The sequence below is a fragment of the Amycolatopsis sp. NPDC003861 genome (assembly GCF_053605405.1).
Genome location: NZ_JBSGJD010000137.1, coordinates 1 through 25546, shown reverse-complemented (window position 1 = coordinate 25546; position 25546 = coordinate 1). Strand labels below are relative to the sequence as shown.

Genomic DNA, 25546 nt, shown 5'->3' with positions numbered 1-25546 from the left:
CAAGCTCACGCCGATCGAGTTTGAGACAATCAGCAGGCACGCAACCGCGGCCTGATCCACCCCACCTGCGAGTCAACCAAACTCGGGGCAGTCCCCTGCTGCGAACCGTCGCTGTTTAGGGACCTGCTGGCGGGGTTGTCCACGGGCTTGACTTGCAACAACAGGAGAACGAGCGTGACGGATCGATCGCTGGTGTGGGTCGGTGTCGATGTGGGCAAAGCGACGCATCATGCGTGCGCGATGGACGCGGCCGGCGAGGTGGTGTTCTCGCAGAAGGTCGCCAACGACCAGGCCGCGATCGATCAGCTGGTCACCCGCGCCGGCCAGACCGCCGGCGAGGTGCGGTGGGCGATCGATCTGACCAGTAACGCCGCCGCGCTGCTGGTCGCGGTCCTCATCGCGACCGGGCAGCACGTGGTCTACGTTCCCGGCCGGGTCGTCAACCGGATGACCGGGGTGTTCCGTGGCGAGGCGAAGTCGGACGCCAAAGACGCGCGGGTGATCGCCGAGACCGCGCGGATGCGGACCGACCTGACGCCGGTCACCGCCAGCGACGACCTGGTGATCGAACTTGGCCGGCTCACCGCCCACCGCGAGGACCTGATGGCCGACTGGGTCCGCGGTGTCAACCGGCTGCGCGACCTGCTGACCGGCATCTTCCCCGCACTGGAACGTGCCTTCGACTACTCCACCCGCAGCGCCTTGATCCTGCTCACCGGGTTCCAGACCCCGCAGGCGATCCGCGCGGCCGGCGAACCCGGCGTGGCCGCTTACCTGCGCGAGCACGGCGCCTGGGCCAAGGGCATCCCTGGCATGGTCGCCGATGCGCTGACCGCCGCGCATGCTCAGACGGTGCGGCTGCCCGGTGAGGCCACCACCGCAACGCTGGTCGCCGGTCTGGCCCGCCGGCTGCTGGATTTGGACCGGCAGATCAAGGACACCGACAAGCTGCTGACCAGCCAGTTCCGGGAACACCCGCAGGCGGGAATCATCGAGTCGCTGCCCGGCCTCGGGCCGATCCTGGGCGCCGAGTTCATCGTGGCCACCGGCGGCACCCTCGCCGCCTTCGCCACCTCCGGGCGCCTGGCCTCCTACGCGGGACTTGTTCCCGTGCCACAAGACTCGGGCAGGGTCACCGGGAACATGCGCCGCCCCAAGAGATACAACCGCAGGCTGCGCCGCGTGTTCTACTTGGCTGCCCTGTCCAGCATCCGCGCCAGCGGACCGTCGCGAACCTTCTACGACCGCAAACGCGGCGAACGATTGATCCACACCCAGGCCTTGCTGGCGCTGGCCCGCCGCCTCGTCGACGTGCTCTGGGCCTTGCTGCGCGACGGCCGGACATTCACACCGACCGCGCCACAACCCGCTACCGCTGCGGCTTGACACGGTCATTCAGATTCCTTCAGTTGACGATGAGGACCAGGCGGCCGCGGACGTGGCCGGTCTCGGCGGCGTGGTGGGCTTCGGCGATGTCGGCCAGTGGGTAGGTCCGTTCGACCGGCAGCCAGAACTTCCCGGCTTCGATGAGGTCGCCGATGGTGGCGAGGGCGTGGAAGGCGTTGCCGTCGGCGAAGCCGTTGCTGAAGTGCACGCCGTGCGCTTCAGCGCCGGCGAAGTCGGCGACGGTGATGACGTTCTTCGCATCCCCGCCGGCGAGGGCGATGAGCTCGGGCAGGATTCCGTTCCCGGCGACGTCGAGGGCGACGTCGACGCCGTCGGGAGCGAGGGCGCGGACGCGGTCGGTCATGCCGTCCCCGTAGACCACCGGTTCCGCGCCCAGGGTGCTGAGGAAGCCGCTGTTGCGGGCGCCGGCGGAGCCGATGACCCGGGCGCCGCGGGCGAGGGCGAGCTGGACCGTGGCGGTGCCGACGCCGCCGGAGGCGCCGTTGACGAACAGGGTGGTGCCGGCGGTGACGTGGAGCTGGTCGAGGCCGCGGGTGGCGGTTTCGAGAGCCGCGGGGATGCCGGCGGCGTCGGCGAACCCGAGCGAGGGTGGGATCGGCGCCCGGTAGGTCAGCAGCGCGTATTCGGCGGCGGCGGCCTGGTTGTCGGAGATGCCGAAGATGCGGTCGCCGACGGCGACGTCGGTGACGTCGGCGCCGATCTCGTCGACGACGCCGGCGACGTCGGCGCCCGTGGTCTGGGGGAGGGTGGCGCCGAAGCTGAGTTCGCCGCGGCGGATTTTCGTGTCGCTGGCGCTGATCCCGGCCGCGCGGACGGTGATCCGGACCTGGCCGGGGCCGGGGTGCGGGTCGGGGAGGTCGACCAGTTCGAGGACCTCGGGGCCGCCGTAGTGCTTGAACTGCACTGCTTTCATGGTGGTTGTCTCCGGTCAGACGTTGCGGCTGTGGGGGGTCTGCTTGGTGTAGTCGACGTCCCAGTCCTCGACGCCGATGGCGATGATGCGTTTCGGGTGGACGCGGATCATCGCGTCGTCGTGGTGGCCGGGAGTGTCGACGTCGGCGATGGCTTCGGCGTGGCCGCGGATTTCCAGGGAACGGACTCGCCAGGGGTCGGTGCTGGGGACGTCGTCGATGACGAGGGCGATGCGGCCGTTGTCGGCGACGTTGCGGAAGCGGCGGCTCTTGCGGAGGTGCAGGCCCATCAGGTCGATGGTCTGCGTGTCGGGGTTGTAGGTGAAGCCGACCGGGCTGACCTGGAGGGTTCCGTCGGGCTGTGCGGTGGCCACGCGGCACAGGGGCTGGTCGTTCAGGTATTGGATTTCCTTATCGGTGAACATGTGGCTCCTCGGGTCAGTCAGTGGGTGAGGACGGGGTCGGGGGCGACCGCGAGCGGGCCGCTGCGGAAGAGGCCGGCGGCGAGCAGGGCACCGACGAAGAACAGCGCGGCGGCGATCCGGAACACGAAGTGGTAGCCGGCGAAGGTCGCCGCGGCGAGGGTGGCGGGGGCGGTCGCGGCGTGGGCGGTGAGGTAGCTCGTGGTGGCGGTCGCGCCGAGGGAGCTGAACACCGCGAGGCCGATCGAGCCGCCGACCTGCTGGGTGATGTTGGCCATCGCCGAGGCGACCCCGGTTTCGTGCGGTCGCACGCCGCTGGTGGCCGCGTTCTGGCCCGGTCCGAAGATCAGGCCGAGACCGAGGCCGATGACGAGCAGGCCCGGCAGCACGCCCCCGGTGTAGGTCGAGTCCGCGTCGATGCCGGTGAGCAGGACCATGCCGGCCGCGGCGAGGAGGCTGCCGAGCGGGACGATCGGGCGGGGCCCGAAGCGGGGAAGCAGCACCGCGCCGGAGACGACCGCGCCGGCCATGACGAGGACGACCATGGGCAGGAACGCCAGTCCGCTCTGCACCGGGGTGAACTTCAGGGTGTCGGCGAGGTAGTAGGTGACGAACAGGAACACGGCGAAGCCGCCGGTGCCGGAAATGCCGATCGTCAGGTAGGACGCGCCCCGGTCGCGGTCCATGACCACCGACAGCGGCAGCAGGGGGTCGCGGACCCGGCGTTCGACCACGACGAACGCGACGACGAGGAGCACCCCGAACGCGGTCGGGCCGAGGGTCCAGGCGTCGGTCCACCCGCGCGTCGCGGCGTTGCCGAGACCGTAGACGATCCCGAACAGGCCGAGCAGCGCGAGGACGGTGCCCGTGAGGTCGAGCCGGGTGCGTTCCGGTCGGGCGTGGTCGACGAGGAAGACCAGTGCGCCGGCGATCGCGATCGCGGCGATGACGACGTTGGCGTAGAGGCACCAGCGCCAGGACAGGTTCTGGGTGAGGACGCCGCCCAGGAGCAGGCCGAGTGCGCCGCCGGCGCCGGAGATGGCGCCGAAGACGCCGAAGGCGCGGCCGCGTTCGTCGGCGTTGCCGGCGAAGGTCACCGAGACCATGGCCAGGGCGGCGGGGGCCAGGATGGCGGCGAAGGCGCCTTGGGCGATGCGGGCGATGAGCAGGGGGGTGAACCCGTCCGCGGCGCCGCCGAGAGCGGAGGCGGCGGCGAACCCGAGCAGGCCGGCGATGAACAAGCGTTTGCGCCCGTAGAAGTCGCCGAGGCGGCCGCCGAGGAGCAGGAGGCTGCCGAAGGCGAGGGCGTAGCCGGTGACGACCCATTGGCGGTTGTCATCGGAGAAGCCCAGGTCGTGCTGTGCGGTGGGCAGGGCGATGTTCACGATCGTGGAGTCCAGGATGACCGTCAGCTGGGCCAGGCTGAGGGCGACCAGCGCGAGCCACCGGTTCGGGACGGCTACGGATTTCATAGGAGACCTTCGATCGTCACGGACTTGACTTACCGATGTTATATTAACTTACCGATGATAAGTCAAATGTGGACGGGTAAGGTGACCGGTCATGATCGACGACGTCCTCTGGCTGCGGGACGAGCCGCCACGACCGCCGAGGCGGAACACGCCGCTCACCCTGGAGCGGATCATCACCGCGGCGATCGCCGAGCTCGACGCGGCGGGCGCGGAACGGCTGACGATGCGCAAGCTCGCCGAACGGCTCGAGGTGACGTCCACCGCGCTCTACTGGCACGTCGCGACCAAGGAAGACCTGCTCGACCTCGCGCTCGACCACGTCGTCGGCGAAGTACCGGTGCCCCCGCCCGGCTCGGAGCCCCGGGACGGGCTCCGGACGCTGCTCGTCGGCTGGCGCGCCGCGATGCTCGCCCATCCGTGGTCGCCCGCGCTGCTCGGCCGCCCGCTGCTCGGGCCCAACGTGCTGGCGCGGACCGAGTTCATCCAGGCGAAGCTCGTCCAGGCCGGGCTGGCCGGGCTGGAGCTCGCGGCCGCGACCCGCACCCTCGCCGGCTTCGTGCTCGGCGCGTCGCTGGCGGACGCCACCTGGCGCCGGCTGGACGACCCGGCCGCGATCGCCAAGGTCCGCGCGCACATCCTCGATTCCGCCGAACGCTATCCGACCCTCAGCTCGTCCGGGTTCGTCGATGCCGGGTGGCCGGACGACGAGCTGTTCGTCTTCGGGCTCGACCGGGTGCTCGACCGGCTTCTGGCCAAGACCTGAGCGCGGCGGGCGCGCCGAACTCGCGAACCCGTAACACATCTGCCCGGAGACAAGGCCGAAGGCGGCGCGAGGTAATCGGCGCGAGTGCGGCGGTGGTTCCTCGGCTTCCGCAAGCAGCCACGCCGGCGCCTCGCCGGCTGCCACCCGAACCGCCGCTTCGCCGTCAACTCCGTGGTCCGCCGTTTCCCGAGGCAGCGTCAGGACTCCCTGACCGCTTCGGGTAGGGCACCGGAGTGGTGCGAAAGCGGCCTGGCGACACCGCCTACGTACCGACTGCTCGTGAGTCGGCCGGCCTGGCCTCCGCCGGCGACGGTGCGTTGCTGCTCGTCGGCGGTGGCAGCGGCAGCACCCCGGCGAGCGGCGACCGTGAGCTGGACCGCGCCATTGAGCGGCGGAAACGGCGTCGCGACCTTGACGCCGTCTTATCTTCGGCGCCGCGTTGATCTTCGGCGACGGAACGATCACCCCGGTGGATGGTGCGGCTGGGGCGCCGGCTCAATATCGAGTCAATTCGCTGTTCAAAGGAGAGTTTGACCGATAACCGTGTTGCCGGTGGCCGCGGTTGGCAATCAGACCCGGGGCGCGGAGACTGGAGCGACATCTGGCCTGGGCCCGCGAGACCGCTGAGCGGCGGGGGATAAGCTGACGCCGGTTGAGTCCACAGCCACCGGCGAGCGCCCGTGTGGGCGTCGTTGTGCCTGATCCCGGTGGCCTGTGCGCGGCACTTGGTGAGGCCTCAGTACCAGAGAGGCTCGAAGTCGTGACCGCTCCTCCGATCGGCCCTGCCGTCGTTTCCCCGCCGCTCGCCGTGGTCGAGCGGTTGTCGGTACTGCTCGTCGAAGACGACGACGGTGACGCGCTGCTGGTCGAGGAGATGCTGGCCGACCTGCCGGCCGAGGCCGGGCGGTTCACGCTGCTGCGGGTGCCGACCTTGGCGGCCGCGCTGGCGCAGGCCGGCGGCGTCGACTGCGTCCTGCTCGACCTGCAGCTGCCGGACGCGACCGGCCTGGTGGCGCTGACGGCGTTGCGGCAGCACCGGCCCGAGGTCGCGGTCGTGGTGCTGACCGGGCAGAACGACACCGCGACCGGGGTGGCCGCGGTCGCGGCCGGCGCGCAGGACTACCTCGGCAAGGACCAGGTCGACGGCCACCTGCTGATGCGGGCCATGCGGTACGCCTGGGAGCGGCGCCGGGCCGAAGGCGTGGAGCAGCAGCTGCTGGAGCAGCAGCTGCTGGCGGGCGAGAACGCCCGCCTCGAGCGAGGTCTGCTTCCCACGCCGTTGCTGGAGGACCGCGAGCTCGGGCTCGCCGTCCGGTACCGGCCGGGCCGTGACGGTGCGTTGCTGGGTGGCGACTTCTACGACACCGTCGAGCTCGCCGACGGCACGGTCGAGGTGATCATCGGCGATGTCTGCGGTCACGGCCCGGACGAGGCCGCGCTCGGCGTCGCCCTGAGGATCGCGTGGCGAGCGCTGGTGCTGGCCGGTTTGCCGGCGCTGGAGGTGCTGAGCACGGTCGAGCGGGTCCTGGAGAACGAGCAGATCAAGCCGCTGTTCGCGACCGTGTGCACGATCACCGTCGCCCCGGACCGGCGGTCCGCGCGGATGACGCTGGCCGGTCACCCGCCGCCGCTGCTGCTGCCGCAGAGTGGCCCGGCGAGGCTGCTGGCCTCGTCGGCGCTCGGGCCGCCGTTGGGGGTTCCGCCGCGAAGACCCCGGCGGCAGACCGAGGTCGCGTTCGAGCCGGGGTGGTCCCTGCTGCTCTACACCGACGGGATCTTCGAAGGCCGGACGAAACACGGTGACCGGCTGGGCCACGACGAGATGGCGGGCCTGGCCGAAGAGGAGATCGCGCGGCCCGTGGACCCGGGTGCGGCGCTGGACGCGCTGATCAGCCGGGTCCAGGACCTGAACGACGGCCCGCTCGACGACGACATCGCGCTGGTCCTGCTGACCCATCTGCCCACCGGAGACAACCGATGACCTCCCTCTCGTCGGCCTGGCCCCTGCGGCGCTGGGTCGGGCTCCTGGCGCTCGTCGAAGCGGTGCTGCTCGTGGCGGCGCTCGCCGGCGGCGCGATCGCGCTGACCAACCTCAGCGACGCCCGGACCCGGCTGCTGGACCAGACGGGGCCGCAGCTGCTGCAGGCGAACGCCTTGTCGACCGCGCTGGTCAACCAGGAGACCGGGGTCCGCGGCTACCTGCTGACCGGCCAGCAGGACTTCCTCGACCCGTACCGGACCGGTCTGGCCGAGCAGGACCGGGCCGTGGCCGAGTTGCGCCGGCTGGGCGCGGCCCCGGACAACCAGGTCGGCCGTGACCTCGACGTCGTCCTGGCCGCCGGCGACGCCTGGCGGACCGCGGCGCTCGTGCCCGGCACGCCCACGGCCGCGCAGGTCGAGCGGAGCAAGACCCTGTTCGACGCGCTGCGCGTCCGCTTGGCCGACCAAATCACCCACCTGGAAACCGCGCGCGCGGACGGCCGGGCGGATCTGACCCGGGCGTCGCACCTGCTGACCTGGATGCTGATCGCGATCGCGGCGGTGATCGCGGTGGCGTTCGTGCTGCTGTTCGCCGGTCTGCGCCGCGCGGTGGTCGGCCCCATCCAAGCGCTGGCCGCCGCCGTGCGCGACACCGCCTCCCGCGACCTGCACCGCCCGGTCACCGGCACCGGGCCCCGCGAGGTGCGGCAGCTGGGTGCCGACGTCGACGCGCTGCGGCGGCGCATCCTCGACGAGGTGACCGAGCTGGAGCAGGCGCACGCGCAGCTGGAATCCCGGACGCACGCGCTGGAGCGCTCGAACTCCGACCTCGAGCAGTTCGCCTACGTCGCCTCCCACGACCTGCAGGAGCCGCTGCGGAAGGTGACGAGCTTCTGCCAGCTGCTGGAAAAACGCTACTCCGACAAGCTCGACGAGCGGGGTGAGCAGTACATCGGGTTCGCCGTCGACGGCGCGAAACGGATGCAGGTGCTCATCAACGACCTGCTGGCGTTCTCCCGCGTCGGCCGTCGCGGAGGGGAACCGGTCGAAACCGAAACCTCGGCTCTCGTCGCCGCCGCGACCGCCAACCTGGAGAGTGTCATCGCGGAAACCGGCGCACGCGTCACCGTTGCCGACGATCTGCCGCCGGTGCGAGGCGAAGTGTCCCTGCTCACCGCGGTGTTCCAGAACCTGATCGGCAACGCCCTCAAGTTCCGCGGCGAAGAGCCACCGGAAATCGCCGTCACGGTCGAACGCGACGGCGGCGAGTGGGTGTTTTCCGTGACGGACAACGGGATCGGGATCGACGCGCAGTACGCCGAGCGGATCTTCGTGATCTTCCAGCGCCTGCACGGCCGGGGCGACTACCCCGGCACGGGCATCGGGCTGGCGATGTGCCGCAAGATCGTCGAGCACCACGGCGGCCGGATCTGGCTGGCCGCCGACGTCACCGCGGGCACCTGCTTCCGCTTCTCCCTCCCCGCCCTCCCGGAAGCTGCCGGGACCACCGAAGAAAAGGACGCGGCATGACCGATTCCCTCGAACCGATCGACGTCCTGCTCGTCGAGGACGATCCCGGCGACGTCCTGATGACGCAGGAAGCTTTCGAGCACTACAAGATCCGCAACACGCTGTCGGTGGTTTCCGACGGCGAGCAGGCTCTGCAGTTCCTGCGCCGGGAGCCGCCGTACGAGGACGCGCCCCGGCCGAGCCTGATCCTGCTGGACCTGAACCTGCCCCGCCGGGACGGCCGCGAGGTGCTCGCCGAAGTGAAAGCCAGCCCCGAGCTGCGCAGCATCCCGGTCGTCGTGCTGACCACGTCCGAGGCCGAAGAGGACATCGCGCGCAGCTACGACCTGCACGCCAACGCCTACGTCACCAAACCCGTGGACTTCGACCGGTTCGTCGACATCGTCCGGCAGATCGACAGTTTTTTCGTCACGGTGGTGAAGTTGCCGCATTGAGGTGCGGCGGATGGTCGTCAGACACGTCGCCCCACATGCTGAAACCCTTCACCGGCAACGCCCGCACCCTTCTGCCTACGCAAGCCGACATGGCCGCCCCGGCCGGCGACGCTGCGTGCTCGCCGCAACCCCGCGCCTCGGCGGTGACTGTGCCGCCCGAGCAGCCGGGAACTCGCTCTCGGCGGCCAACGCGGCTGCGTCGCACACCACGACCTGATGCTTGATCTTCACCCGCCTGGCGGGTGATCACGGGGTGAACGTGCCGCATCCGCATTCGTGCGCTCACAGTCAAGCCGGGACCGGCCGAACCGGCCGACAATGGGTCGGGTTCCCGGTTTTCGAAGTCAGTGGAGCGGCCATGCAGATGGAGATGCTGTACGACACCAGAAGTGTTCATCCGCTCGACCGGTACGACTACTACCAGGCGGCTTCCGCTACCGAGCTGGCCCCGGTGGCCGTCGACGGGCGGGCACCCGGCCGCCTGCTCGCTGTGATGTCGACGGCCAGGATCGGCGACCTCGAGCTCGAGCACGTCACCTGGTCAGCCGATGCCCAGCTCGTGACCAGGCGGACCCAGCGCCTCATCCAGGCCCGCGACCCGGAGTGCTACCGCGTCTTCCTGAGCACCAGTGGCGTGATGATCGGCGAGCAGGAAGGCCGGCCGGTCCCGCTCAGAGCCAACGACATGGCCCTGTTCGACCTGTCCAGCCCTTGCGACAGCACGCATGGCACGGAACCCACGCGGATGCGGGCGGTCATGCTCTCGATCCCGCGATCCCAGGTGCCCGTGCCTCGCGTCGCCGTCCGTCGCTTGACCAGCACCCGCGTCCCGAGGGACCTCCCAGGACGAAGCCTGATCGCGCAGTTCCTCCAGGGGCTCGACCCCACCCTGCCGTCGCCCGATCCCGCACTCGCGGACGTCTTGTGCGAGAGCGTCACCGGCCTGATCCGGGTATGGCTGGGCCGGCCGAGCGGGATCAGTCCCCACACGCGCCAGACCCTGTGGATCGCTCACCTCAGCAACCTCACCCGCCGCCGCCTCGGCGATCCCGGCCTGAACGTCGAACAGCTCGCCAGGGCCGCACACTTGTCACCGCGGTCCCTGCACCTGCTGTTCCGCGACAGCGGCCTCACCCCCATGCGTCTGGTCAAACAGCTGCGCCTGCGCGAATGCCATCGCAGCCTCCTGGACCCGGCCAAGGCCGGCATTCCCATCAAGGACCTCATCGCCGCGCACGGTTACCTGCGGCCAGACCAGTTCGCCCGTGACTTCCGGCAGCAGTTCGGTATCGCTGCAAGCCAGGTCCGCGCTCGGCACCCGCGGTGAGCGGCCATGTGGTCCGTTCTGTTCGGCGGCACCGTCCCATGGGCGGCTGCCATAGCGACCCTGCTCCTGGTTCTCACCGCCACGCTCCTGATCATTCACCAGGTCCGCGCCAGCGATGGCGACATGTCCGTCCGGCTGCGCTGGCTGGGTCTGCACGTGCAGCGCAGCGCCCCGCCCCGGGCACCACAGACGACCGAGCAGCCGATGCGCGGGAACGCCGCGGCTGATGCGGGTGTGGGGTGTGGCTGCCAGCGGGCTGCGCTGACGCGGCCGGTGAGGTTGTCGAGTTCGTACCCGACGACCTCGGGAGCTGCGTGTTGCTGGATCAGCACGCCGATCGCCGCGGCGCCCGGTGCGTCGTGTGGGTAGGCCAGGGCGCAGGTAGTGAGGCTGCGGTCGCGGCGGCGGTGGACGCGCCACGGAGAGGGACGGGTGTGAGGGGCCCAGTAGCAGCCGAAGATGGCGGGCCTGGCGGGGCGCCGCTCGGCCTCGAGTGCAGCGAAAGCGGCCCCCGTGGAAGCCACGCCCGGGCGTGCTCCTCGGTTCGAGCGTGGGTGCCCGCGAAGGGGGCGACGGCGACGAAGGTCCCGACGACTCCCGGCTTGCGGCGGTAGCGGGGGAGACAGGCGCCGAGGTCGTGCTCGGTTGTTGTCTCCTGGACGCCCGGCGGGCGCGGGGAGATGGGCTGCCGGCTTGTCATGCAGCGCCGTGAACCTTTCGCGTGCCCTCGCCGACTGAACAGGGGAAGGAGGGCAGATGAGCGATGAACTGCTGATCGTGCGGTGCCGGCTGGGCGAGCGTGACGCGTTCTCCGAGCTGGTGCACCGCTGGCACGGGGCGGTCGAACGCTACGTCGGGCGAATGCTCGCGGGCCCGGACGACGACGTTGTGCAGGAAGTGTGGCTGGCGGTGTTCAAGGGGCTACCGAGACTGCGCGAGCCAGAACGGTTCACGCCGTGGTTGTTCACCATCGCCCGCCGCGCTGTGACGAACCGGCTGCGTGACACCTACGGTCAACCCACGCCCGAGCCCGACCCGTTGGAGGAGTTGTCCGGCCCGGACGAGATCGATGCGGTCGCCGACCGGGAGGTGCTCGCCGGCGCTGTGGGCGCGCTGCCGGTCCGGGAACGTGAGGTGCTGGTGCTGTTCTACCTCGAGGACCTCCCTCTCGAGGTGTGTGCCCAGATCTGCAGCGTGCCGGTCGGCACGGTGAAGTCGCGGCTCAACCGGGCCCGAAGGCTGCTGCGGGAGGAATTGACGCGGAAGGAGTACGAGGTATGACGCCGGAAGAGGTCATCCAGCGGCTCGAGCGGCCGCTGTCGCTGCGGCGGCGAGTCGGCTACGTGAGCGTCGCCCTGGCGGGGCTGCTGGGCAGCGGCGTGGCCGGGCTGTTGTGGGCCACCGAGCCGGGGCTTCCCCCGCGCACCAAGGTCGCGTTCGCCGTGCTCGTGGTGATCGGGGTGGGCTGGGCGGCGTTCGGCACCTGGGCGGTGACGCGCCGGGCGCCGCTGTTCGCCCGCGACCGCGTGGTCGCCGGCTGGCTCGGGGTGGCGGCCTGGTTGTTGTTCACCGCCGGCGTCCTGGTCATCACGACGTTGCGGCACCGCGCCGAACCCGAACTGATGCTGATGGTGCTCGTGCTCGGTGGCGTCGCGGTGGTGCGGCTGCGGGGCGCCCGCCGCGATCGCGCGGCGCTTCTCCTACGCCGAGAGCAGCTGAGCCGGCGTGCGGAATAGCTGCTCTCCAAGCCGAATCCGGCGGCGCACGTGAAGTGATAGGTGCAGCTTCTACGTCGATGCGAAGCTCCAAGCACCACCTGATCACCGACGCCCATGGGTACCCCGCTCGCGGTCACGCTCACCGGCGGGCACCGCAATGACGTCATCCAGCAGCTGATTCCGCGGATCGACGCCATCCCGCCGATCCGCGGCATGGTCGGCAAACCACGCCAGCGGCCGCGCCGGCTTTTTCGCCGACCGCGGCTACGACCACGACAAGGACCGCCGCCTGGTGTAACCGAGGTCGGCGTGAGCGGGGAGGCTCTCGGTGATCCAGGTGGTGAGGGCAGGCAGGATTTCGGGATGCCCGCGAGGGCGGCGGTGTCGTATTCGCGGCCGGGAGCGGACTCGGAGGTCCACAGGGGCCAGCCGTCGGGGGCGGTGATGACCTGGATGTTCCCGCCGTGGTCGGCGTGTTTGCCTGACCACCACCGGTCCACTCCCTCGGTCCGGCCGGGGTGCGGCACCGGTCGGTCTCGATCAGGGTGCCGTCGATGCTGATGTGGCTGTAGCCGGCCATCTTCACGGCCGGCAACGCCGGTTCCAGGGCCCGTGCCTGCGCGGCCGGTGGCCAGCTGCCGCACCCGTCCGGCACGAGAGTCCGGGGTTGGCCTGGCGGAATGATCAACTTGATGCTAGCCTCCCCAGGCGTATTCGAACCTGACCGGGGGAAGACTGGATTCTATTTCGCGTTTCGCTGTGCATTGAACTCGGTAACTCATGCATCATCTGCGCGAACATGCGGAATCCGAATTCCGCCCGCAATTTTCCAAGGGGGATTGTGAAGAATCTTGTAAAGACGTTCGTCGTGGCCGGTGCCGCAGTGGCGGCGTTGACTGTTCCGGGTGTCGCGATGGCTGCTCAGGGTGGCGCCGCGACGGCGTCTACCAGTGTCGGCGTGGCGGATGTCAACAGCAAATGGTGTGGCGAAAACTACAATAGCTGTGTTATTGAGCGGAGCGAATTCGCTCGATACTACAAAGTTGGGCCGATCGAGTACTTTCCTCGTGACCCCGGCTGCGCAGGTATCTGTTACAGCGGCTACAGGTTCAATTACTGGCCTAAGTGAATAGTGGCGGTGGGGCGCTTCGGCGTCCCACCGTGTTTCACGCGCTGCGCTGGTCGAGCCTCGTCCTCATCGGACTGCCGGGCACCGCGCTCGATCGCCGCCGTGCAACGCCCTGCGGGGTCGCCGCGTCAGCGGGCGGGGCGTGCGCCGGCGGCCAGAACCGCGACGACCGCGATCACGATGGTCACCGGTTTCGACGCCGGACACTTTCGCCGACCTGCCCGAGGGGGCGGCGGTCGGCGCACTCACCACGGCGGCGACGGCGATGACGTTGCGCTGACGGATGAGACCGGCGCAGCGCGCCACGGCACCGGAGTGTCGTCGGTCGCGGCGGTGTCGGACTCCGGGTCGCCGTGGTGGCTTGCGGCGGCCGGTGCGTTGCCTGGCCTTCGAGTCCGCCGCTTCCTGCGCCACTACGCGTTGCAGCTTCGGCTGAATGCCGACGACGCCTCGGCACCCCCGCAAGACGGGCCCGGCCTGGAGCAGGCGTTGCGGCGGGCGATGACCCAGACCGTGCTCGCGCGGGCGATTTTCGCGATGCCGGAACTCTGGATTCACCGGGCGGCCGCCGTGCGAGGTCGCCGACGGTCCGGGTGGACCGTCGGCGACACCGCCGCGCGGCAGTCGTCAGATCCCGCTGACCTGGCGGATCCAGCTGCGGCCCGCCGCGACGCTGCCGTAGGTGGTGGTGCTGGACCGGTCGCTGGTCGAGCAGACCCCGACCTGCACACCGTCGTCGATCATCGGGCCGCCGGAGTCGCCGCCGGCCACCGCGCCGTCGAGGGTGTCGGCCGCGATGGCCGGGCCGCCGAAGTAGTCGGTGGCACTGGTGTCGGCGATCCGCACCGAAGCCTGCTTCAGGACGGCCGACTGGTGGTTGCCTTCGTCGGTGGACTGGGTCGCGCCCCAGCCGTAGACGCGGGCGGAGTCGCCTTCCCGTGCGTCCGACGAGCTGCCGGCGAGCCGGGCGAAGGTGCTGCCTCCGTTGGTGTTCAGCTTGATCAGGGCGAGGTCGCCGCCGGAGTACACGTACGTCGAGGACGCCTTCGCGTGCACGCCACCGGAGGCGCTGTTGGAGCCGACGTAGAGGTCGATGTCGGTCAGCCGTCGCCCGTTGTCGTCGTACATGCAGTGCTTGGCCGTCAGCACCCAGCGTGCGCCGATCAGCGTGCTGGTGCAGAAGAAGGTGTAGCCGTTGGCGTGGCCGTTGAACCGGGTGATGTAGCCGGGGTTCTGGGCCGTGCTGCCGTCGATGATCGACGGTTCGGCACCGGACGGAACCGGCGTGAGCGGGGTGCTCGCCGACGCCGGGGCGGCCGCGAGGGTGGCGAACGCGGCGCAGGACACGGCGAGCAGGGCGGCGGATCGGGCGAGAGGATTGCGCATCGGGACTCCTTGACGGGGACCGGTGGGGACTCACCGAACGTAATCAGTTGGTGTTGCTTCGGTAACCGTCGGAAGATCGGAGAGGATCAACGGAACAAGACGGATCTTTCGGCGGGTTGTGCGTCGTCCGCCGACGTTCGTCGGGTGACAGGCGTGGTCCGCGCCTGTTAGACCGGTGGTGATCCGGCACGACCGGACGCTTCCGCCACGCCGGCGCGATCCGCCGACGGCACCTCGTTTCTCCGCACCGACGCCGAGGATCGCCATGCCGTTGTTCGCGGTGCCGCCGCCGGAGGCCGCCAGGCGGGACCTGGCGCAGGTCCTCGCCGAGGGCCCGTTCAGCCGCGCGCTCTCGCTGGCCATCGACCGCAGCGGCCTGGGACTCGCCCGCCTCGGCAGCCGCTTGACGGCCGCGGGTGTTCCGGTCAGCACGACGACGCTCAGTTACTGGCGCACCGGGCGGACCCGCCCCGAGCGGCCGCATTCCCTGCGCGCGGTGACGGTGCTGGAAGACGTCCTCGGGTTGCCGGCCCGCTCGCTGACCGGCCTGCTGTCCCGCCCCGGCCATTGCGGCGCGCCCGATCCGGTGGGCTGGGAACGGTTGTGGGGTCCGCGCAACGGCGTGCTGCCGGTGCTGCGTTCGTTCGACGCGGCCGACGAAACATCGTTGCTGGTGCTCAGCCTGCACGAGGCCGTCTATGTGGGCGCCGACCGGTGCCTCACCCGCCTGCGGGTGCGCGAGGTCGTGCGGGCGATCGAGGAACCGGTCCAGGCCAGGGTGGTGGCTCTCCGTGGCTGCGCCCCCGGCCGCCCGCCGCGGCTGGTGTCGACGCGGTACTGCCGGGCGGTGCGCACCGAAGTCCTGGCGGAGCCGGGGTTCGTGATCAGTGAGCTGGTCCCGGTCCGCCCGCTGGCGGCCGGCGAGATCGCGATCCTCGAGTACGAGTTCGAATACACCGATGACGTACCCGACACCAGCTACGATCGCCGCTTCCGGCATCCGGTGGCCGAGCACCTGGTGGAGGTGCACTTCGCGCCGGAGGCGTTGCCCTCGGCCTGCCACGCTTACCGGCTGGACGGGCCGGGTGGTGTGGAGCGCGAGGTCGCCGCTGTCCCGGTGGCGCCGGAGACGCCTGCCCTCTGCTTCGCGAGCGAGGTGGGCGCCGGCATCCGTGGGCTGCGCTGGGGCTGGCCCTGATCGGCCACGGCCGTGGGTTCTCGTCGAGCATGCTGCCGGCTCGCTTAAGAAGCAGCCTCAGCCGGAGGTCCACCCCGACAGCCGCCGGCGTCGACATCTCGTGGCTGTCTCGCTGATGCTACTCAGGCGAAGAGTCATTGATCCGCCCGGGTGATCACTGTGACACGGAGATGTGGTTGGTGCGTGCATGGTCGCGGGCTTCGTGGCGCTGTTCGCCGCGCTGCGGTGGCGGTGGAGCCACGAGGAAGCGAAGCTGCAGGAGTTCCTCGAAAGCGAGCTGTCCGAACGCGCGATCTGACGCCGCGCAGCCCGGTCGTCACAACGTCCCGTATCGGCTCGGGTGGCGGCCGTGCCCGCTCCAATCATCGCCCTCCGGCGACCGGTTCGGCGGCGGACTCGGTCACGAGGACGACATCCTCTCGCTTGCCGGGCGCCTTCGCAGCGTAGGCGGGATCACCGCGGATCGGTGGCCGACAGCAGGGCCAGCGCCTCGTCGGGAAGCGCGGTCACCGTGAGGTGGTGGCCGGTGTCGAGCACGGACAGCGGTCGCAACACCCTGGGAGCCGTCGTGGCCAGGATGATCCGGCCGCCTCGTCGCCCGGCTTGGTAAGCCGCCGTGAGGAGGCGGCCCAGGCAGCCGGCGCCGCAGAAGGTGATGTTCCGCCCGTCGACGACCGTGGTGGCACCTGCGGCGGCCAGCGCTTCGGCCAGCGCGTCCTGGGCGTTCAGATCGAATTCGCCGTCCAGGCGCAGCAGGGTGACCGTGCCTTCCCGATGCGCGGAGATGACGAACGCGGCCGGCGGTGGCGGGTCTGCGGTCATCGCCGTGGCTTCGGTGCGGTCGCGGACCGATGCGCCCGGCAGGCGAGCTGGTCGGGTGCCATGGGACCTCCGGTCTGCGATGCAGGAACGATGCGAATCTACGCCGCGGAACTCGGAAATGCCGAGTCGGCAGAGTGTCCTGACGGAGCGGCGATCCAGTGTGCTCGGGTAATCACGAGGCAGGGACGGCATGTGGCGAGGTCCAAGCGGTGCGGAAAGAGTGGAAGCCCGCGATGGTAAATAGACAGCTTGCATCGTATTTGAATCGCCCTACCGCCGACCGACGCGTCCCTCATGGCCATGCGGGTGATTCCGCCGGGGCAAGCAGCCGCTCCTGCCGGTCGGTAGGGTGTGGGCGCGGTGCCCGGCGATCGGGCGGGCAAGAGGAGACCGGATTGACCGACGTCTACGCGCAGACCGACGACCCGTGGGAGGCCGATCGGGTCACGTTCGGAGCGGAGCCGGCCGGTGACGGCTGGGACCGGTGTGGCGTTGATGGTGACGGGCCGCTGGCGCAGCGGTTCGGCGCGCTCGCCTCGGTGCTCCTCGAGGCCGGTTCCCTGCACGAGGCGATGGAACGCGTGGTGTCCGCGGCGCTGCGGATCGTTCCCGGCGCCGAACTGGCCAGCATCACGATGCGCTCGCCCGACGGCGGGTTCCACACCCCCGTCCGGACCGGTGCGGAGGCCGAGGAACTGGACCGGATCCAGTACCGGACCGGCGAGGGGCCGTGCCTGGAGGCCGCGCGGCACAACGGGCCCGGGCACTGCCTGAGCGACGACCTGGCCGGCTCGGTCGCGTTCCCGGAGTTCGGGCCGCGGGCGGCGCGGTTGGGGTTCCGGTCGTTGCTGGCCACGACGTTGCTGCCGGATCGCAAGTCCGGCCTGCCGCCGGGCGCGATCAACCTCTACAGCCGGCGCACGGGCGCGTTCAGCGGCAACGCGGTCGACCACGCGCTGATCTTGTCGTCGCACGCGTCGCTGGCGCTGGCCGGGTCGGCCGCACACACCGCGGCCGCGTTGCGGGAAAAGAACCTGCAGCGGGCCATCGACGGCCGGGACGTGATCGGGCAGGCCAAAGGCATCCTGATGAACCGCCGCGGGGTGTCGGCCGACGAGGCGTTCGACATTCTCCGCCGCACGTCGCAGGAACTGAACGTGAAGCTGGCGGAGCTGGCCCGCACGCTGACCCAGCGACACCATGAGCTCGACGGCTGACCTGCCCCGGCGGGTGGTGAGTCCGAACAGGGCAATGGCTGCCGCCGAACGGTGTGAATCAATTTCGGGTTGGGTAGTCAGTCGCCAAGTCCGAGCCTTCCGCGCGCAGAAGGCCCGGACCGAGGTTCCGCCGGTCCAGACCTCGGGCCGGCGGAACCGCCCCGGGCTGCCGGGATCCCTTACGTCAGTGCACCGGGCGCTCTCGGATCGCTGTCCGGGGAGGCTCCTCGATCAGGTCGGCTCCGTCGAGGCCGCGGTCCCGGGATTGCCGGCCGCGGTCGCCCAGGTGCTGGCCGCCGTCGCGATCCACCGGCGTGCCCTTGGCACGACCGAACACGGCGGACTCGGCTACCGGCCCACCCGCACCCTCACGATCACGCTCGCCGACCTGTCCGGATTGCGCTGCCGGCTCGCCACCGCCGACGCCATGACGCGGCACGCCTCCCACCGACGACCGCCTTCGGCTTCACCAGGACGCCGTGTCACGGGTGGGCGCGCGCCGCAGTGCAGGACATCGCGTCCAGCCCGGCGCAGGACACTTCGGCCCACACCGTCTTGCCGCCCGCCGGGTGCGCGAGCACGCCCCAGGTCTCGGCGAGCTTGCCGACGATCTGCATGCCGCGGCCGCCGAGCCGCTGCGGAGACGGTGCCGCGACGACGGGCTGGTCCGGGGAGCTGTCGTCGACCTCGATCCGCACCCGGCACGGCGTCGGCGTGTGGCTCATCCGGATCTGCAGGGGCCCTCGGCTGTGGTCGTAGGCGTTGGTCACCAGCTCGGTGGCCACGAGCAGCACGTCACTCAGGTGAGCGTCGTCGATCTGCGTCAGCGTGCGCGAGGCCCAACGGCGGACCTGCACCAGGACCGGGGCGGTGGTGCCGCGAAGGTCCAACGACCACGGCGCCGCCTCGCTTCCGGCGTCGCTCCCTTCGGGCATGACCGATCATCCCTTTCCGGGCTCCGTCCTCCCTGCTGAAGACGTCCGCACACCAGCCATACCCAGCCCTCGGCGGCGTCAATCCCGCGAATCGGCGATCGCCGCTGCGGCACTGGGCAATAGCTCGCCGGGGCATGGGTAACGCGCCGTGGCCTTGCCCGGAGCCCAGCCGGACCTCAGCCCGGCGTTCGGGCAGGTGCCGGTGCCGTCAGTGTCCGGTGGAGTAGATGTTGATGAGGTTGCCGTCGGGGTCGCGCAGGAGCATCGATCGGTTTCCCCATGGCTGGTTGGTGGGTTCCTGGACCCAATCGGTGACCTGGTCGACCAGGCGGGCGCGTTCGGCGTCGACGTCGTCGACCTCGAATTCGATGATGGCGGATCGGTTGGCGGCGGCCACGGCGGCGTTGTTGTTGAACCGCTTGACCCCCGCGCTGCCGGCCAGCGCGATGATGCTGCCTTCGGTGTGCAGTTCGGCGTAGTCGCCGGACCCGAAGGGGGTCACCGGCTCGGTCTTCGTGAGCGTGGAGTAGAAAGCGGTCAGGGCGGGCAGGTCGTCGGTGACGAGGCGTATTGAGGCGAGCTTCACGGCGTTCTCCTGGCTGCTCTCGGCGAGCCGGGCTGTCCGGCTCCGCGAAACAGTACGGTACAGTACCGTACTGTTTCGGCGAGGAGAAGAACGGAGATCACCAGGTGGCCCGATCCGGGGACTTCGTCGACGTTCGAGTCCAGCGGTCCAAGGCGGCGGTGCTCGCCCAGACGTACGAGTTGCTGTCGGCGGGTGGCATCGGCGGTGTCAGCATCGACGAGGTGTCGCGACGTTCGGGCGTGTCCAAGACCACGATCTACCGCCACTGGCCGTCTCGGGCCGCGCTGCTGATCGAGGCGTGCTCGACGATCGGGTCGGCGCCTGCGGTTCCCGACACGGGCAGCTTCGGCGGGGATCTCGTCGCCTTGGCCGAGGCGTTGGCCGAGCAGCTGCGGAGCGCTCGCTGGGCGGCGGTCTTGCCCTCCATCGTGGACGCCGCCGAGCGCGAGCCCGAGCTGGCCGGGCTGCATGCGGATCTGCACGCCCGGTTGATGGCTCCGTTCGGTGTGGTGACCGAACGCGCGCAAGCCCGCGGTGAGCTCGCCGCGGATCGCGGGCCGGCCGACGTCACCGCCGCCGTCGCCGGCCCGCTGTTCTACCGTCGCTGGTTCTCCCGCGAACCCCTCGACGCCGCGTTCGTCGCGCGCGTGGTCGAGGACGCCCTTGGCCATCTCGGCGCCTGACCCGTTCGACATGACGGGCGGGCCCGAGTCTAGGGGACCAGGTTGTCCGCGGCGGCGAGGAAGGCTTCGATCAGGGGGGATCGGCGCGTCGCGAGCCAGGCCAGGGACACCTGGTTCGGCCCGATGTCTTCGACCGGGATGCCGAAGACGTCCGAGCGGGTGTAGAACGTCGCCGTCGACAACGGGATGACGCTGATGCCCGCTCCGGCGGCGACCAGTTCCAGTTTCTCTTCGACGCTGTGGATGCGCGGGACCTCGGGACGGTCGGGTTTGCGCAGTTCGAGGGCGATGTCCCGCCATTCCGGGACGGCGTCGGGGTCCTGCAGCAGGTGCTCGTCGGCGAGTTCGGTGACCGACACGGACTCCTTCCCGGCCAGCCGGTGCCCGGCGGGCACCATCACGACGCGGGGTTCGGTGAACAGCGGCCGCACGGTCAGCCCGCGCTGGTCGGCCGGCAGCCTGATGATGCTGACGTCCACGCGGCCGTCGTGGAGGACTTCCACCTGGTCGTGCCAGCTGGTGCGCAGCAGCCGGACGCCGATGCCCTGCCGGGCCAGTGCCCGCACCGCCGGGGTGACCACGATGCCCGGCATGAACCCGACGATGAGCACCGGCTTCGCCTCGGCCGCGGCCGTGACCCGCCGGTGCACGGCTTCGGCCGCCGCCAGCAGGTCCCGGGCGTCGGTGAGAAGCTGTTCGCCCGCCGCGGTGAGGACCGTGCTCCGGCGGTCGCGAACGAACAGCGGCGTCTTCAGCTCGTCCTCGAGGGCGCGGATCTGGCGCGACAACGCGGGCTGGGCGATGTGCAGCCGCGCGGCGGCCCGGCCGAAGTGCAGCTCTTCGGCGACCGCGACGAAGTATCGCAGCTTCCGCAGGTCGAAGTCCACGTCGGCCCACCTCCCGCGCCCATCATCGCAAGTTTGTGATGCCGTCGCGGCATCACAGCGCGCGGAACGGGTCTTGGACGGAGGGCGGGGGCACCGGCCACCGTGGAGGAGGAACGAAAACACGGGTGAAGGGACAGTGATGAAGATCTTCCTCACGGGCGGCTCGGGCTACATCGGCCGTGCGACCATCGGCGAGCTGGTCCGGCAGGGGCACACCGTCGAAGCGCTCGCGCGCAGCGAGCGCGCCGAGGCGGCGGTGGTCGCCGCCGGGGCGAGCGCGGTCCGTGGTGGCCTGACCGACCTCGACGTGCTCGACCAGGCGGCGGCGCGGGCGGAAGCCGTGATCCACCTCGCCCAGGCCACCAGCGGCGAGGAGGACCTGGCGGCCGCCACCGCGATGCAGGACGGCGTCGGAGGCGGCACCTACGTGCACACCGGCGGCAGCTGGGTCTACGGCGACACCGACGGGGTCCGGGACGAGAGCGCGCCATGGAACCCGCCGGCGATCGTGGCCTGGCGGCGGGCCGTCGAAGAGGCGGTGCTGGCCCGGGCCGCCGGCGGCGGACGGCCGGTCATCGTCCAACCGGGCCTCCTCTACGGCGGCGACAACCGCCTGATCGACATCTTCTTCGTCCAGCCGGGCAAGGAAAGCGGCGCGATCCCGTACCTCGGCGACGGCGGCAACCACTGGGCCCTGATCCACCTCGACGACCTCGCCCGGCTCTACGTGGCGGCGCTGTCCGCGCCGGCGGGCTCGGTGTACCTCGGGGTGGGCGGCGTCAACCCGACGGCCAAGGAGGTCGCCGAGGCATGCGCCCACGCCGCCGGGCTCGACGGGAAGACCGTCTCCCTCAGCCTCGAGCAGGCCCGCGAGCAGATGGGCCCGATCGCCGACGCGTTCGCTCTCGACCAGCAGCTGACCTCGGCCAAGGCGCAGCGTGAACTCGGGTGGACCCCGGTGCACACCCACCCGCTGACCGAGTTCACCGCTCAATGAACCAGGAACCGGGAATGGACCGGGAAGCGGTGCTGTGGTCCGAAGAGGAGCGTGTTCGCGGCTCACGGCCGCTGCTGGTGATGCTGCACGGCTGGAGCTACGACGAGACACACCTGGACCGGCTGATCACCCCGCGCCTGCCCGACGAGGTCGTGGTCGCCTCGGTGCGGCGCGGATTCCCGAAGCCGGTGGATACGCGTGGTTCCCCAGTGCGGGCAACCCGATCGGTGATCCTCGGCCGCAGGTGGCGAACGCGGCGGCGCTGGACGTGCTCTCGTGGCTGGAGACCGTCGAGGCGCCGTCGATCGGGCTGCTCGGCTTTTCGCAAGGTGCGGCGATGGCGCACCAGCTCATGCGGCTGGCGCCGCACCGGTTCGCCTACTGCGTGAACCTGGCGGGGTTCGTCGTGCGCGACGAGCAGCCCGGCGACGAATCGCTGAGCGGCACGCGGCCGCCGGTCTATTGGGGACGGGGCCGGGAAGACCGGGTCATCCCGGCCGGGGCGCTCGCGCGGACCGAACGGTGGCTCGCTCGCCACGCCACGGCCGAGGTCCATGTCTATCCCGGGCTGGGGCACGACGTCCGCGGCCGGGCAATCGACGACGTCGCCGACTTCGTCGGCAAGCAGCTCACTTCAGCAGGGAGGTCCGGATGACTTCGAGAGTCCTCACCATCGGCGGTGACCTGCGTGCCGGCCGGATCGGTTTCGGCGCCATGCAGCTGACGGGGAAGCAGGTCTGGGGCGAGTACCCCGACCGCGACGGCGGCATCGCCGTCCTGCGCGCGGCCGTCGACGCCGGTGTCACGTTCATCGACACCGCCGACGTCTACGGCCCGCACACCAACGAGGCCCTCATCCGCGACGCACTGCACCCCTACTCCGAAGACCTGGTCATCGCGACCAAGGGCGGATTCGTGCGCGGCGGCTTCGACTACGCCACGCTTGGTGCCGTCGGCAACCCCAACTACCTGCGGCAAAGCGCCCACCTGAGCGCGCGCCGGCTGGGTGTCGACACGATCGACCTGTACTACCTGCACAGCGGCCGCGCTACCGATACACCGTTCGAGGACCAGGTCGCCACCCTCGCCGCGTTGCGGGACGAGGGGCTGATCCGGCACATCGGACTGTCCAATGTGACGCTCGAACAGTTCCGGTCCGCGCGGGAGATCGTGGAGATCGCAGCGGTCACCGCACATTTCAACGCCGGTGCGCGTACGGGCGCGGAGTTGCTGCGAGCGGCCGAGGACAGCGGTGCGGTCTTCTCGCCCTGGCACCCGGTCACCCTCACCGAAGGCCCGGACCCGGACAAGGTCGTGGCGGTGATCGAGCCGATCGCCGCCCGGCACGGGGTGACGACCCGGCAAATCGCGCTGGCGTGGTTGCTGCACCGTTCGCCGGTGATGCTGCCGATCCCCGGTACGACCCGCGTCGCGCACCTGAAGGACAACCTGGCCGCCGCGGACATCCGGCTGTCCGGTAAGGACCTCGCGGCGATCACCGGCCTCGCCGCGGAGGCGTGAGCCATGCGCCCCGCACACTGCCGAACCCGGTAGCCACAACGGGTTGCGGGATCGCACCGGAGGCAGACGCTCAACCTCAAGCCGGATCACGGAGAGCCGGGTCGTGGTGTCGATGGGGTGTCAACCTGCCTCTGAGCGGACCTGCCACTCGTCGGCGAGCGTTGCGTAGACGTACTCATCGGTCCACTCGCCCTTGACGAACTCGTTGCGGAAGAAGTGGGCCTCACGTCGCATTCCCAGACGTTCCACGATCTTCCGCGAACTGTGGTTGCGCGCGTTCAGCCGCGCGACGATGCGGTGGTAGCCGCGGTCGGCGAACCCGAACCGGATCAGTTCCCGGACGGCCTCGGTCGCAAACCCGTTGCCGTAGTGGTCGGGATGCAGCACGTAGCCGATCTCCGCGCTGTTGTGCTCGCCCGGCCACATGCCGACGTCGCCGATGAACCCACCGGTGTCCTTGCGGATCACGGCGAGCGAGTCGCCCGCACCGGTGACGGCCCGCTCCAGCCAGATCGCCGTCTCCTCACGACTGCGTGGCTCCCACCGCAGATAGGTCGTGGTGGACTCCAGGGACGTGTAGGCGGCGCACGCGTCCAGATCGTCGCGGGTGAGCGGGCGGAGAAGTAGCCGTTCGGTCTGCACACCTCAACTCTAAAGAGCCCGCAACCCGAATATCGGGCGAAAGCTTTCTCGAACTGGTGGAGCACCGGCGGAGGTCGCGCCTGTCAGCGGAAGAGGCGGAAGAACCCGCGCACCTGGTCGACGAGCGACTCCGGTTGTTCCAAGGCGGCGAAGTGGCCACCGCGCGGCATTTCCTCGAACCAGCGCAAGTCGGTGAACCGCAGCTCGGCTTCTCGTCGCGACGGGCGGGTGATGTCACGCGGATAGACCGACAGCCCGGACGGCGCGGTGACCTTGTCGCGGAAGTGGGCGAAGCTTTCCCAGTACAAGCGCGCCGAGGAGGTGGCTGAAGCGGTGAACCAGTAGACCGAGATTTCGTCGAGGATCTTCTGCCGGGACACGGCGATTTCGTGGTTGCCGTCGTGGTCGGTCCAGGCCCGGAACTTCTCGGCGATCCACGCGGCTTGGCCGGCGGGGGAGTCGGTGAGGCCGTAGCCGAGTGTCTGCGGCCGGGTCGCCTGGAGCGCCGAGTAGCCCCGGCCGCTGCGTTGGAACTCCTTCTCGGCTTCGAGGTTGGCCAGCTCCGAGGGGGTGGGGTCGTCGAAGGTGCCCGCGGCCACGGAGCCCAGGTTCAGGTGCACGGCGGCGACGCGTTCGGGCGCGACTTCGCCGAGCTTGCCGGACACGGCCGAGCCCCAGTCGCCGCCTTGGGCGCCGTAGCGCTGGTAGCCCAGCGAGACCATCAAGGTGTCCCAGGCCCGCGCGATGCGGGTGACGCCCCAGCCGGTCGTCGACGGCTTGTCGCTCCAGCCGTAGCCGGGCAGGGAGGGAGCCACGACGTGGAAGGCGTCGGCGGGGTCGCCGCCGTGGGCGCGCGGGTCGGTCAGCGGGCCGAGGACGTCGAGGAATTCGAGCACCGAACCGGGCCAGCCGTGGGTGAGCACCAGCGGCAAAGCGTCCGGTTCCGGTGAGCGGACGTGCAGGAAGTGGATGCCGAGCCCGTCGATCGTGTCGCGGTACTGGGGGAAGGCGTTGACGCGCTCGGCGAACCCGAAGTCGTATTCTTCGGCCCAGCTGCGGCAGAGTTCCCGGGTGTAGGCGAGCGGGATGCCCTGGGACCAGTCGTCGACCGGTTCGGGCTCGGGCCAGCGCGTGCGGCGCAACCGGTCGCGCAGATCGGCGATTTCGGCGTCGGTGATGCCGACCTCGAACGGCTCGGCGGCCATCGCGGACTCCTCTTCGGTGACGGGTGGTCGGGTCAGGCGCCGGGGCGCCGGGTCAGGCTGAGGACGACTCCCACCAGAGGAAGGAGACCGAGCACCGCGAGGGCCACCGGCACCGGCACGGTGCCGGAGAGGCCGGCGACTGCGGCCGGACCGATCCCGCCACCCAAGGCGGTCATGAAGTTGAACAGGCCCTGCGCGCTGTCGCGCTCGCCCGCGGCGACCAGGTCCGGCGCAAGTCCCACCAGTACGGTCTGGGCGCCGGTGAACCCGCACACCGTCAGCGCCGCGCCGGCGACGACCGGAACCGGCCCGTCGGCGACGGCGACCACGAGCACGCCGGCGAGGGTGAGCGCGGCGAGCCCGGCCGCCGCCTG

The 25546-nt window shown here is 70.4% G+C and carries 25 protein-coding genes and 3 pseudogenes; 16 read left to right on the top strand and 12 right to left on the bottom strand.

Annotated features, from left to right (window positions below; genetic code table 11):
• The first annotated feature begins 174 nt into the window (after positions 1 to 174).
• Positions 175 to 1386 (top strand): IS110 family transposase, encoded by a 1212-nt coding sequence (locus ACWEVN_RS29260; protein WP_452053450.1) that lies wholly within the window; start codon positions 175 to 177, stop codon positions 1384 to 1386.
• A gap of 19 nt (positions 1387 to 1405) precedes the next feature.
• Here ACWEVN_RS29260 and ACWEVN_RS29255 read toward each other — a convergent pair whose 3' ends face one another.
• The 3 genes from ACWEVN_RS29255 to ACWEVN_RS29245 are packed head-to-tail and all read right to left on the bottom strand — an operon-like array spanning position 1406 to position 4212.
• Positions 1406 to 2320: an NADP-dependent oxidoreductase gene (locus tag ACWEVN_RS29255; protein ID WP_452053449.1), complete on the bottom strand. Its 915-nt coding sequence runs from the start codon at positions 2318 to 2320 to the stop codon at positions 1406 to 1408.
• A gap of 15 nt (positions 2321 to 2335) precedes the next feature.
• Positions 2336 to 2743 carry a PPOX class F420-dependent oxidoreductase gene (locus ACWEVN_RS29250; RefSeq protein WP_452053448.1) on the bottom strand — a complete coding sequence of 136 codons (408 nt, stop codon included), beginning with the start codon at positions 2741 to 2743 and terminating at the stop codon, positions 2336 to 2338.
• A 17-nt stretch (positions 2744 to 2760) separates the two neighbouring features.
• The gene (locus tag ACWEVN_RS29245; protein ID WP_452053447.1) at positions 2761 to 4212 is read right to left on the bottom strand and encodes an MFS transporter; all 1452 of its coding nucleotides are present in this window, start codon (positions 4210 to 4212) and stop codon (positions 2761 to 2763) included.
• A gap of 91 nt (positions 4213 to 4303) precedes the next feature.
• On the opposite strand from ACWEVN_RS29245, the gene ACWEVN_RS29240 reads away from it, so the two are divergent.
• From ACWEVN_RS29240 to ACWEVN_RS29205, 8 genes and pseudogenes are all read left to right on the top strand, one after another.
• Positions 4304 to 4975 (top strand): TetR/AcrR family transcriptional regulator, encoded by a 672-nt coding sequence (locus tag ACWEVN_RS29240; RefSeq protein WP_452053446.1) that lies wholly within the window; start codon positions 4304 to 4306, stop codon positions 4973 to 4975.
• Between the two features lie 760 nt (positions 4976 to 5735).
• Entirely contained in the window at positions 5736 to 6956 is a 1221-nt protein-coding gene (locus tag ACWEVN_RS29235; protein WP_452053445.1) for a PP2C family protein-serine/threonine phosphatase, read from the top strand.
• On the top strand, positions 6953 to 8485 hold the full coding sequence (locus tag ACWEVN_RS29230) for a sensor histidine kinase (RefSeq protein WP_452053444.1): 1533 nt from the start codon (positions 6953 to 6955) through the stop codon (positions 8483 to 8485). Before ACWEVN_RS29235 ends, ACWEVN_RS29230 begins: the two co-directional genes overlap by 4 nt.
• Positions 8482 to 8919 carry a response regulator gene (locus ACWEVN_RS29225; RefSeq protein WP_452053443.1) on the top strand — a complete coding sequence of 146 codons (438 nt, stop codon included), beginning with the start codon at positions 8482 to 8484 and terminating at the stop codon, positions 8917 to 8919. Before ACWEVN_RS29230 ends, ACWEVN_RS29225 begins: the two co-directional genes overlap by 4 nt.
• Before the next feature lie 358 nt (positions 8920 to 9277).
• Positions 9278 to 10246 carry a helix-turn-helix domain-containing protein gene (locus tag ACWEVN_RS29220; RefSeq protein WP_452053442.1) on the top strand — a complete coding sequence of 323 codons (969 nt, stop codon included), beginning with the start codon at positions 9278 to 9280 and terminating at the stop codon, positions 10244 to 10246.
• 756 nt (positions 10247 to 11002) lie between these two features.
• Positions 11003 to 11527 (top strand): RNA polymerase sigma factor, encoded by a 525-nt coding sequence (locus ACWEVN_RS29215; RefSeq protein WP_452053441.1) that lies wholly within the window; start codon positions 11003 to 11005, stop codon positions 11525 to 11527.
• A complete protein-coding gene (locus ACWEVN_RS29210; protein ID WP_452053440.1) occupies positions 11524 to 11982 on the top strand; it encodes a hypothetical protein in 459 nt (152 codons plus the stop codon). Before ACWEVN_RS29215 ends, ACWEVN_RS29210 begins: the two co-directional genes overlap by 4 nt.
• A 68-nt stretch (positions 11983 to 12050) precedes the next feature.
• A pseudogene (locus tag ACWEVN_RS29205) lies at positions 12051 to 12253 on the top strand (transposase); the annotation flags it as partial.
• A gap of 139 nt (positions 12254 to 12392) precedes the next feature.
• Here the strand turns inward: ACWEVN_RS29205 and ACWEVN_RS29200 are convergent.
• Positions 12393 to 12464: pseudogene (locus ACWEVN_RS29200) on the bottom strand (hypothetical protein); the annotation flags it as partial.
• A 341-nt stretch (positions 12465 to 12805) separates the two neighbouring features.
• On the opposite strand from ACWEVN_RS29200, the gene ACWEVN_RS29195 reads away from it, so the two are divergent.
• Positions 12806 to 13093 carry a hypothetical protein gene (locus tag ACWEVN_RS29195; protein ID WP_452053439.1) on the top strand — a complete coding sequence of 96 codons (288 nt, stop codon included), beginning with the start codon at positions 12806 to 12808 and terminating at the stop codon, positions 13091 to 13093.
• Positions 13094 to 13720: 627 nt separating this feature from the next.
• On the opposite strand, the gene ACWEVN_RS29190 is transcribed toward ACWEVN_RS29195, so the two are convergent.
• Positions 13721 to 14479 (bottom strand): S1 family peptidase, encoded by a 759-nt coding sequence (locus ACWEVN_RS29190; protein ID WP_452053438.1) that lies wholly within the window; start codon positions 14477 to 14479, stop codon positions 13721 to 13723.
• A gap of 265 nt (positions 14480 to 14744) precedes the next feature.
• Between ACWEVN_RS29190 and ACWEVN_RS29185 the strand changes: the two genes are divergently transcribed.
• Complete coding sequence (locus tag ACWEVN_RS29185) at positions 14745 to 15677, top strand: hypothetical protein (protein ID WP_452053437.1); 933 nt, start codon at positions 14745 to 14747, stop codon at positions 15675 to 15677.
• 453 nt (positions 15678 to 16130) lie between these two features.
• Here ACWEVN_RS29185 and ACWEVN_RS29180 read toward each other — a convergent pair whose 3' ends face one another.
• Positions 16131 to 16499, bottom strand: coding sequence for an STAS domain-containing protein (locus ACWEVN_RS29180; protein ID WP_452053436.1), 369 nt, complete (start codon positions 16497 to 16499; stop codon positions 16131 to 16133).
• A 395-nt stretch (positions 16500 to 16894) separates the two neighbouring features.
• On the opposite strand from ACWEVN_RS29180, the gene ACWEVN_RS29175 reads away from it, so the two are divergent.
• Positions 16895 to 17716, top strand: coding sequence for a GAF and ANTAR domain-containing protein (locus tag ACWEVN_RS29175; RefSeq protein ID WP_452053435.1), 822 nt, complete (start codon positions 16895 to 16897; stop codon positions 17714 to 17716).
• Between the two features lie 482 nt (positions 17717 to 18198).
• Here ACWEVN_RS29175 and ACWEVN_RS29170 read toward each other — a convergent pair whose 3' ends face one another.
• The gene (locus ACWEVN_RS29170) at positions 18199 to 18651 is read right to left on the bottom strand and encodes an ATP-binding protein (protein ID WP_452053434.1); all 453 of its coding nucleotides are present in this window, start codon (positions 18649 to 18651) and stop codon (positions 18199 to 18201) included.
• A 208-nt stretch (positions 18652 to 18859) separates the two neighbouring features.
• Complete coding sequence (locus ACWEVN_RS29165) at positions 18860 to 19237, bottom strand: VOC family protein (RefSeq protein ID WP_452053433.1); 378 nt, start codon at positions 19235 to 19237, stop codon at positions 18860 to 18862.
• A 104-nt stretch (positions 19238 to 19341) separates the two neighbouring features.
• Here ACWEVN_RS29165 and ACWEVN_RS29160 point away from each other — a divergent pair, with 104 nt between their 5' ends.
• Positions 19342 to 19920, top strand: a complete 579-nt coding sequence (locus tag ACWEVN_RS29160; protein WP_452053432.1) for a TetR/AcrR family transcriptional regulator — start codon at positions 19342 to 19344, stop codon at positions 19918 to 19920.
• 29 nt (positions 19921 to 19949) lie between these two features.
• Here ACWEVN_RS29160 and ACWEVN_RS29155 read toward each other — a convergent pair whose 3' ends face one another.
• Positions 19950 to 20807 carry a LysR family transcriptional regulator gene (locus tag ACWEVN_RS29155; RefSeq protein ID WP_452053431.1) on the bottom strand — a complete coding sequence of 286 codons (858 nt, stop codon included), beginning with the start codon at positions 20805 to 20807 and terminating at the stop codon, positions 19950 to 19952.
• Positions 20808 to 20946: 139 nt separating this feature from the next.
• On the opposite strand from ACWEVN_RS29155, the gene ACWEVN_RS29150 reads away from it, so the two are divergent.
• The 3 genes from ACWEVN_RS29150 to ACWEVN_RS29140 are packed head-to-tail and all read left to right on the top strand — an operon-like array spanning position 20947 to position 23325.
• Entirely contained in the window at positions 20947 to 21804 is an 858-nt protein-coding gene (locus ACWEVN_RS29150) for an NAD-dependent epimerase/dehydratase family protein (RefSeq protein ID WP_452053430.1), read from the top strand.
• A 34-nt stretch (positions 21805 to 21838) separates the two neighbouring features.
• Positions 21839 to 22459, top strand: coding sequence for an alpha/beta hydrolase (locus ACWEVN_RS29145; RefSeq protein ID WP_452053429.1), 621 nt, complete (start codon positions 21839 to 21841; stop codon positions 22457 to 22459).
• Positions 22456 to 23325, top strand: a complete 870-nt coding sequence (locus ACWEVN_RS29140) for an aldo/keto reductase (protein WP_452053428.1) — start codon at positions 22456 to 22458, stop codon at positions 23323 to 23325. The genes ACWEVN_RS29145 and ACWEVN_RS29140 overlap by 4 nt, the downstream gene beginning before the upstream one ends.
• 120 nt (positions 23326 to 23445) lie before the next feature.
• On the opposite strand, the gene ACWEVN_RS29135 is transcribed toward ACWEVN_RS29140, so the two are convergent.
• The 3 genes and pseudogenes from ACWEVN_RS29135 to ACWEVN_RS29125 form a co-directional block, all read right to left on the bottom strand.
• Entirely contained in the window at positions 23446 to 23967 is a 522-nt protein-coding gene (locus ACWEVN_RS29135; RefSeq protein WP_452053427.1) for a GNAT family N-acetyltransferase, read from the bottom strand.
• A gap of 83 nt (positions 23968 to 24050) precedes the next feature.
• A complete protein-coding gene (locus ACWEVN_RS29130) occupies positions 24051 to 25172 on the bottom strand; it encodes an epoxide hydrolase family protein (protein WP_452053426.1) in 1122 nt (373 codons plus the stop codon).
• Between the two features lie 32 nt (positions 25173 to 25204).
• Positions 25205 to 25546: pseudogene (locus ACWEVN_RS29125) on the bottom strand (MFS transporter); the annotation flags it as partial.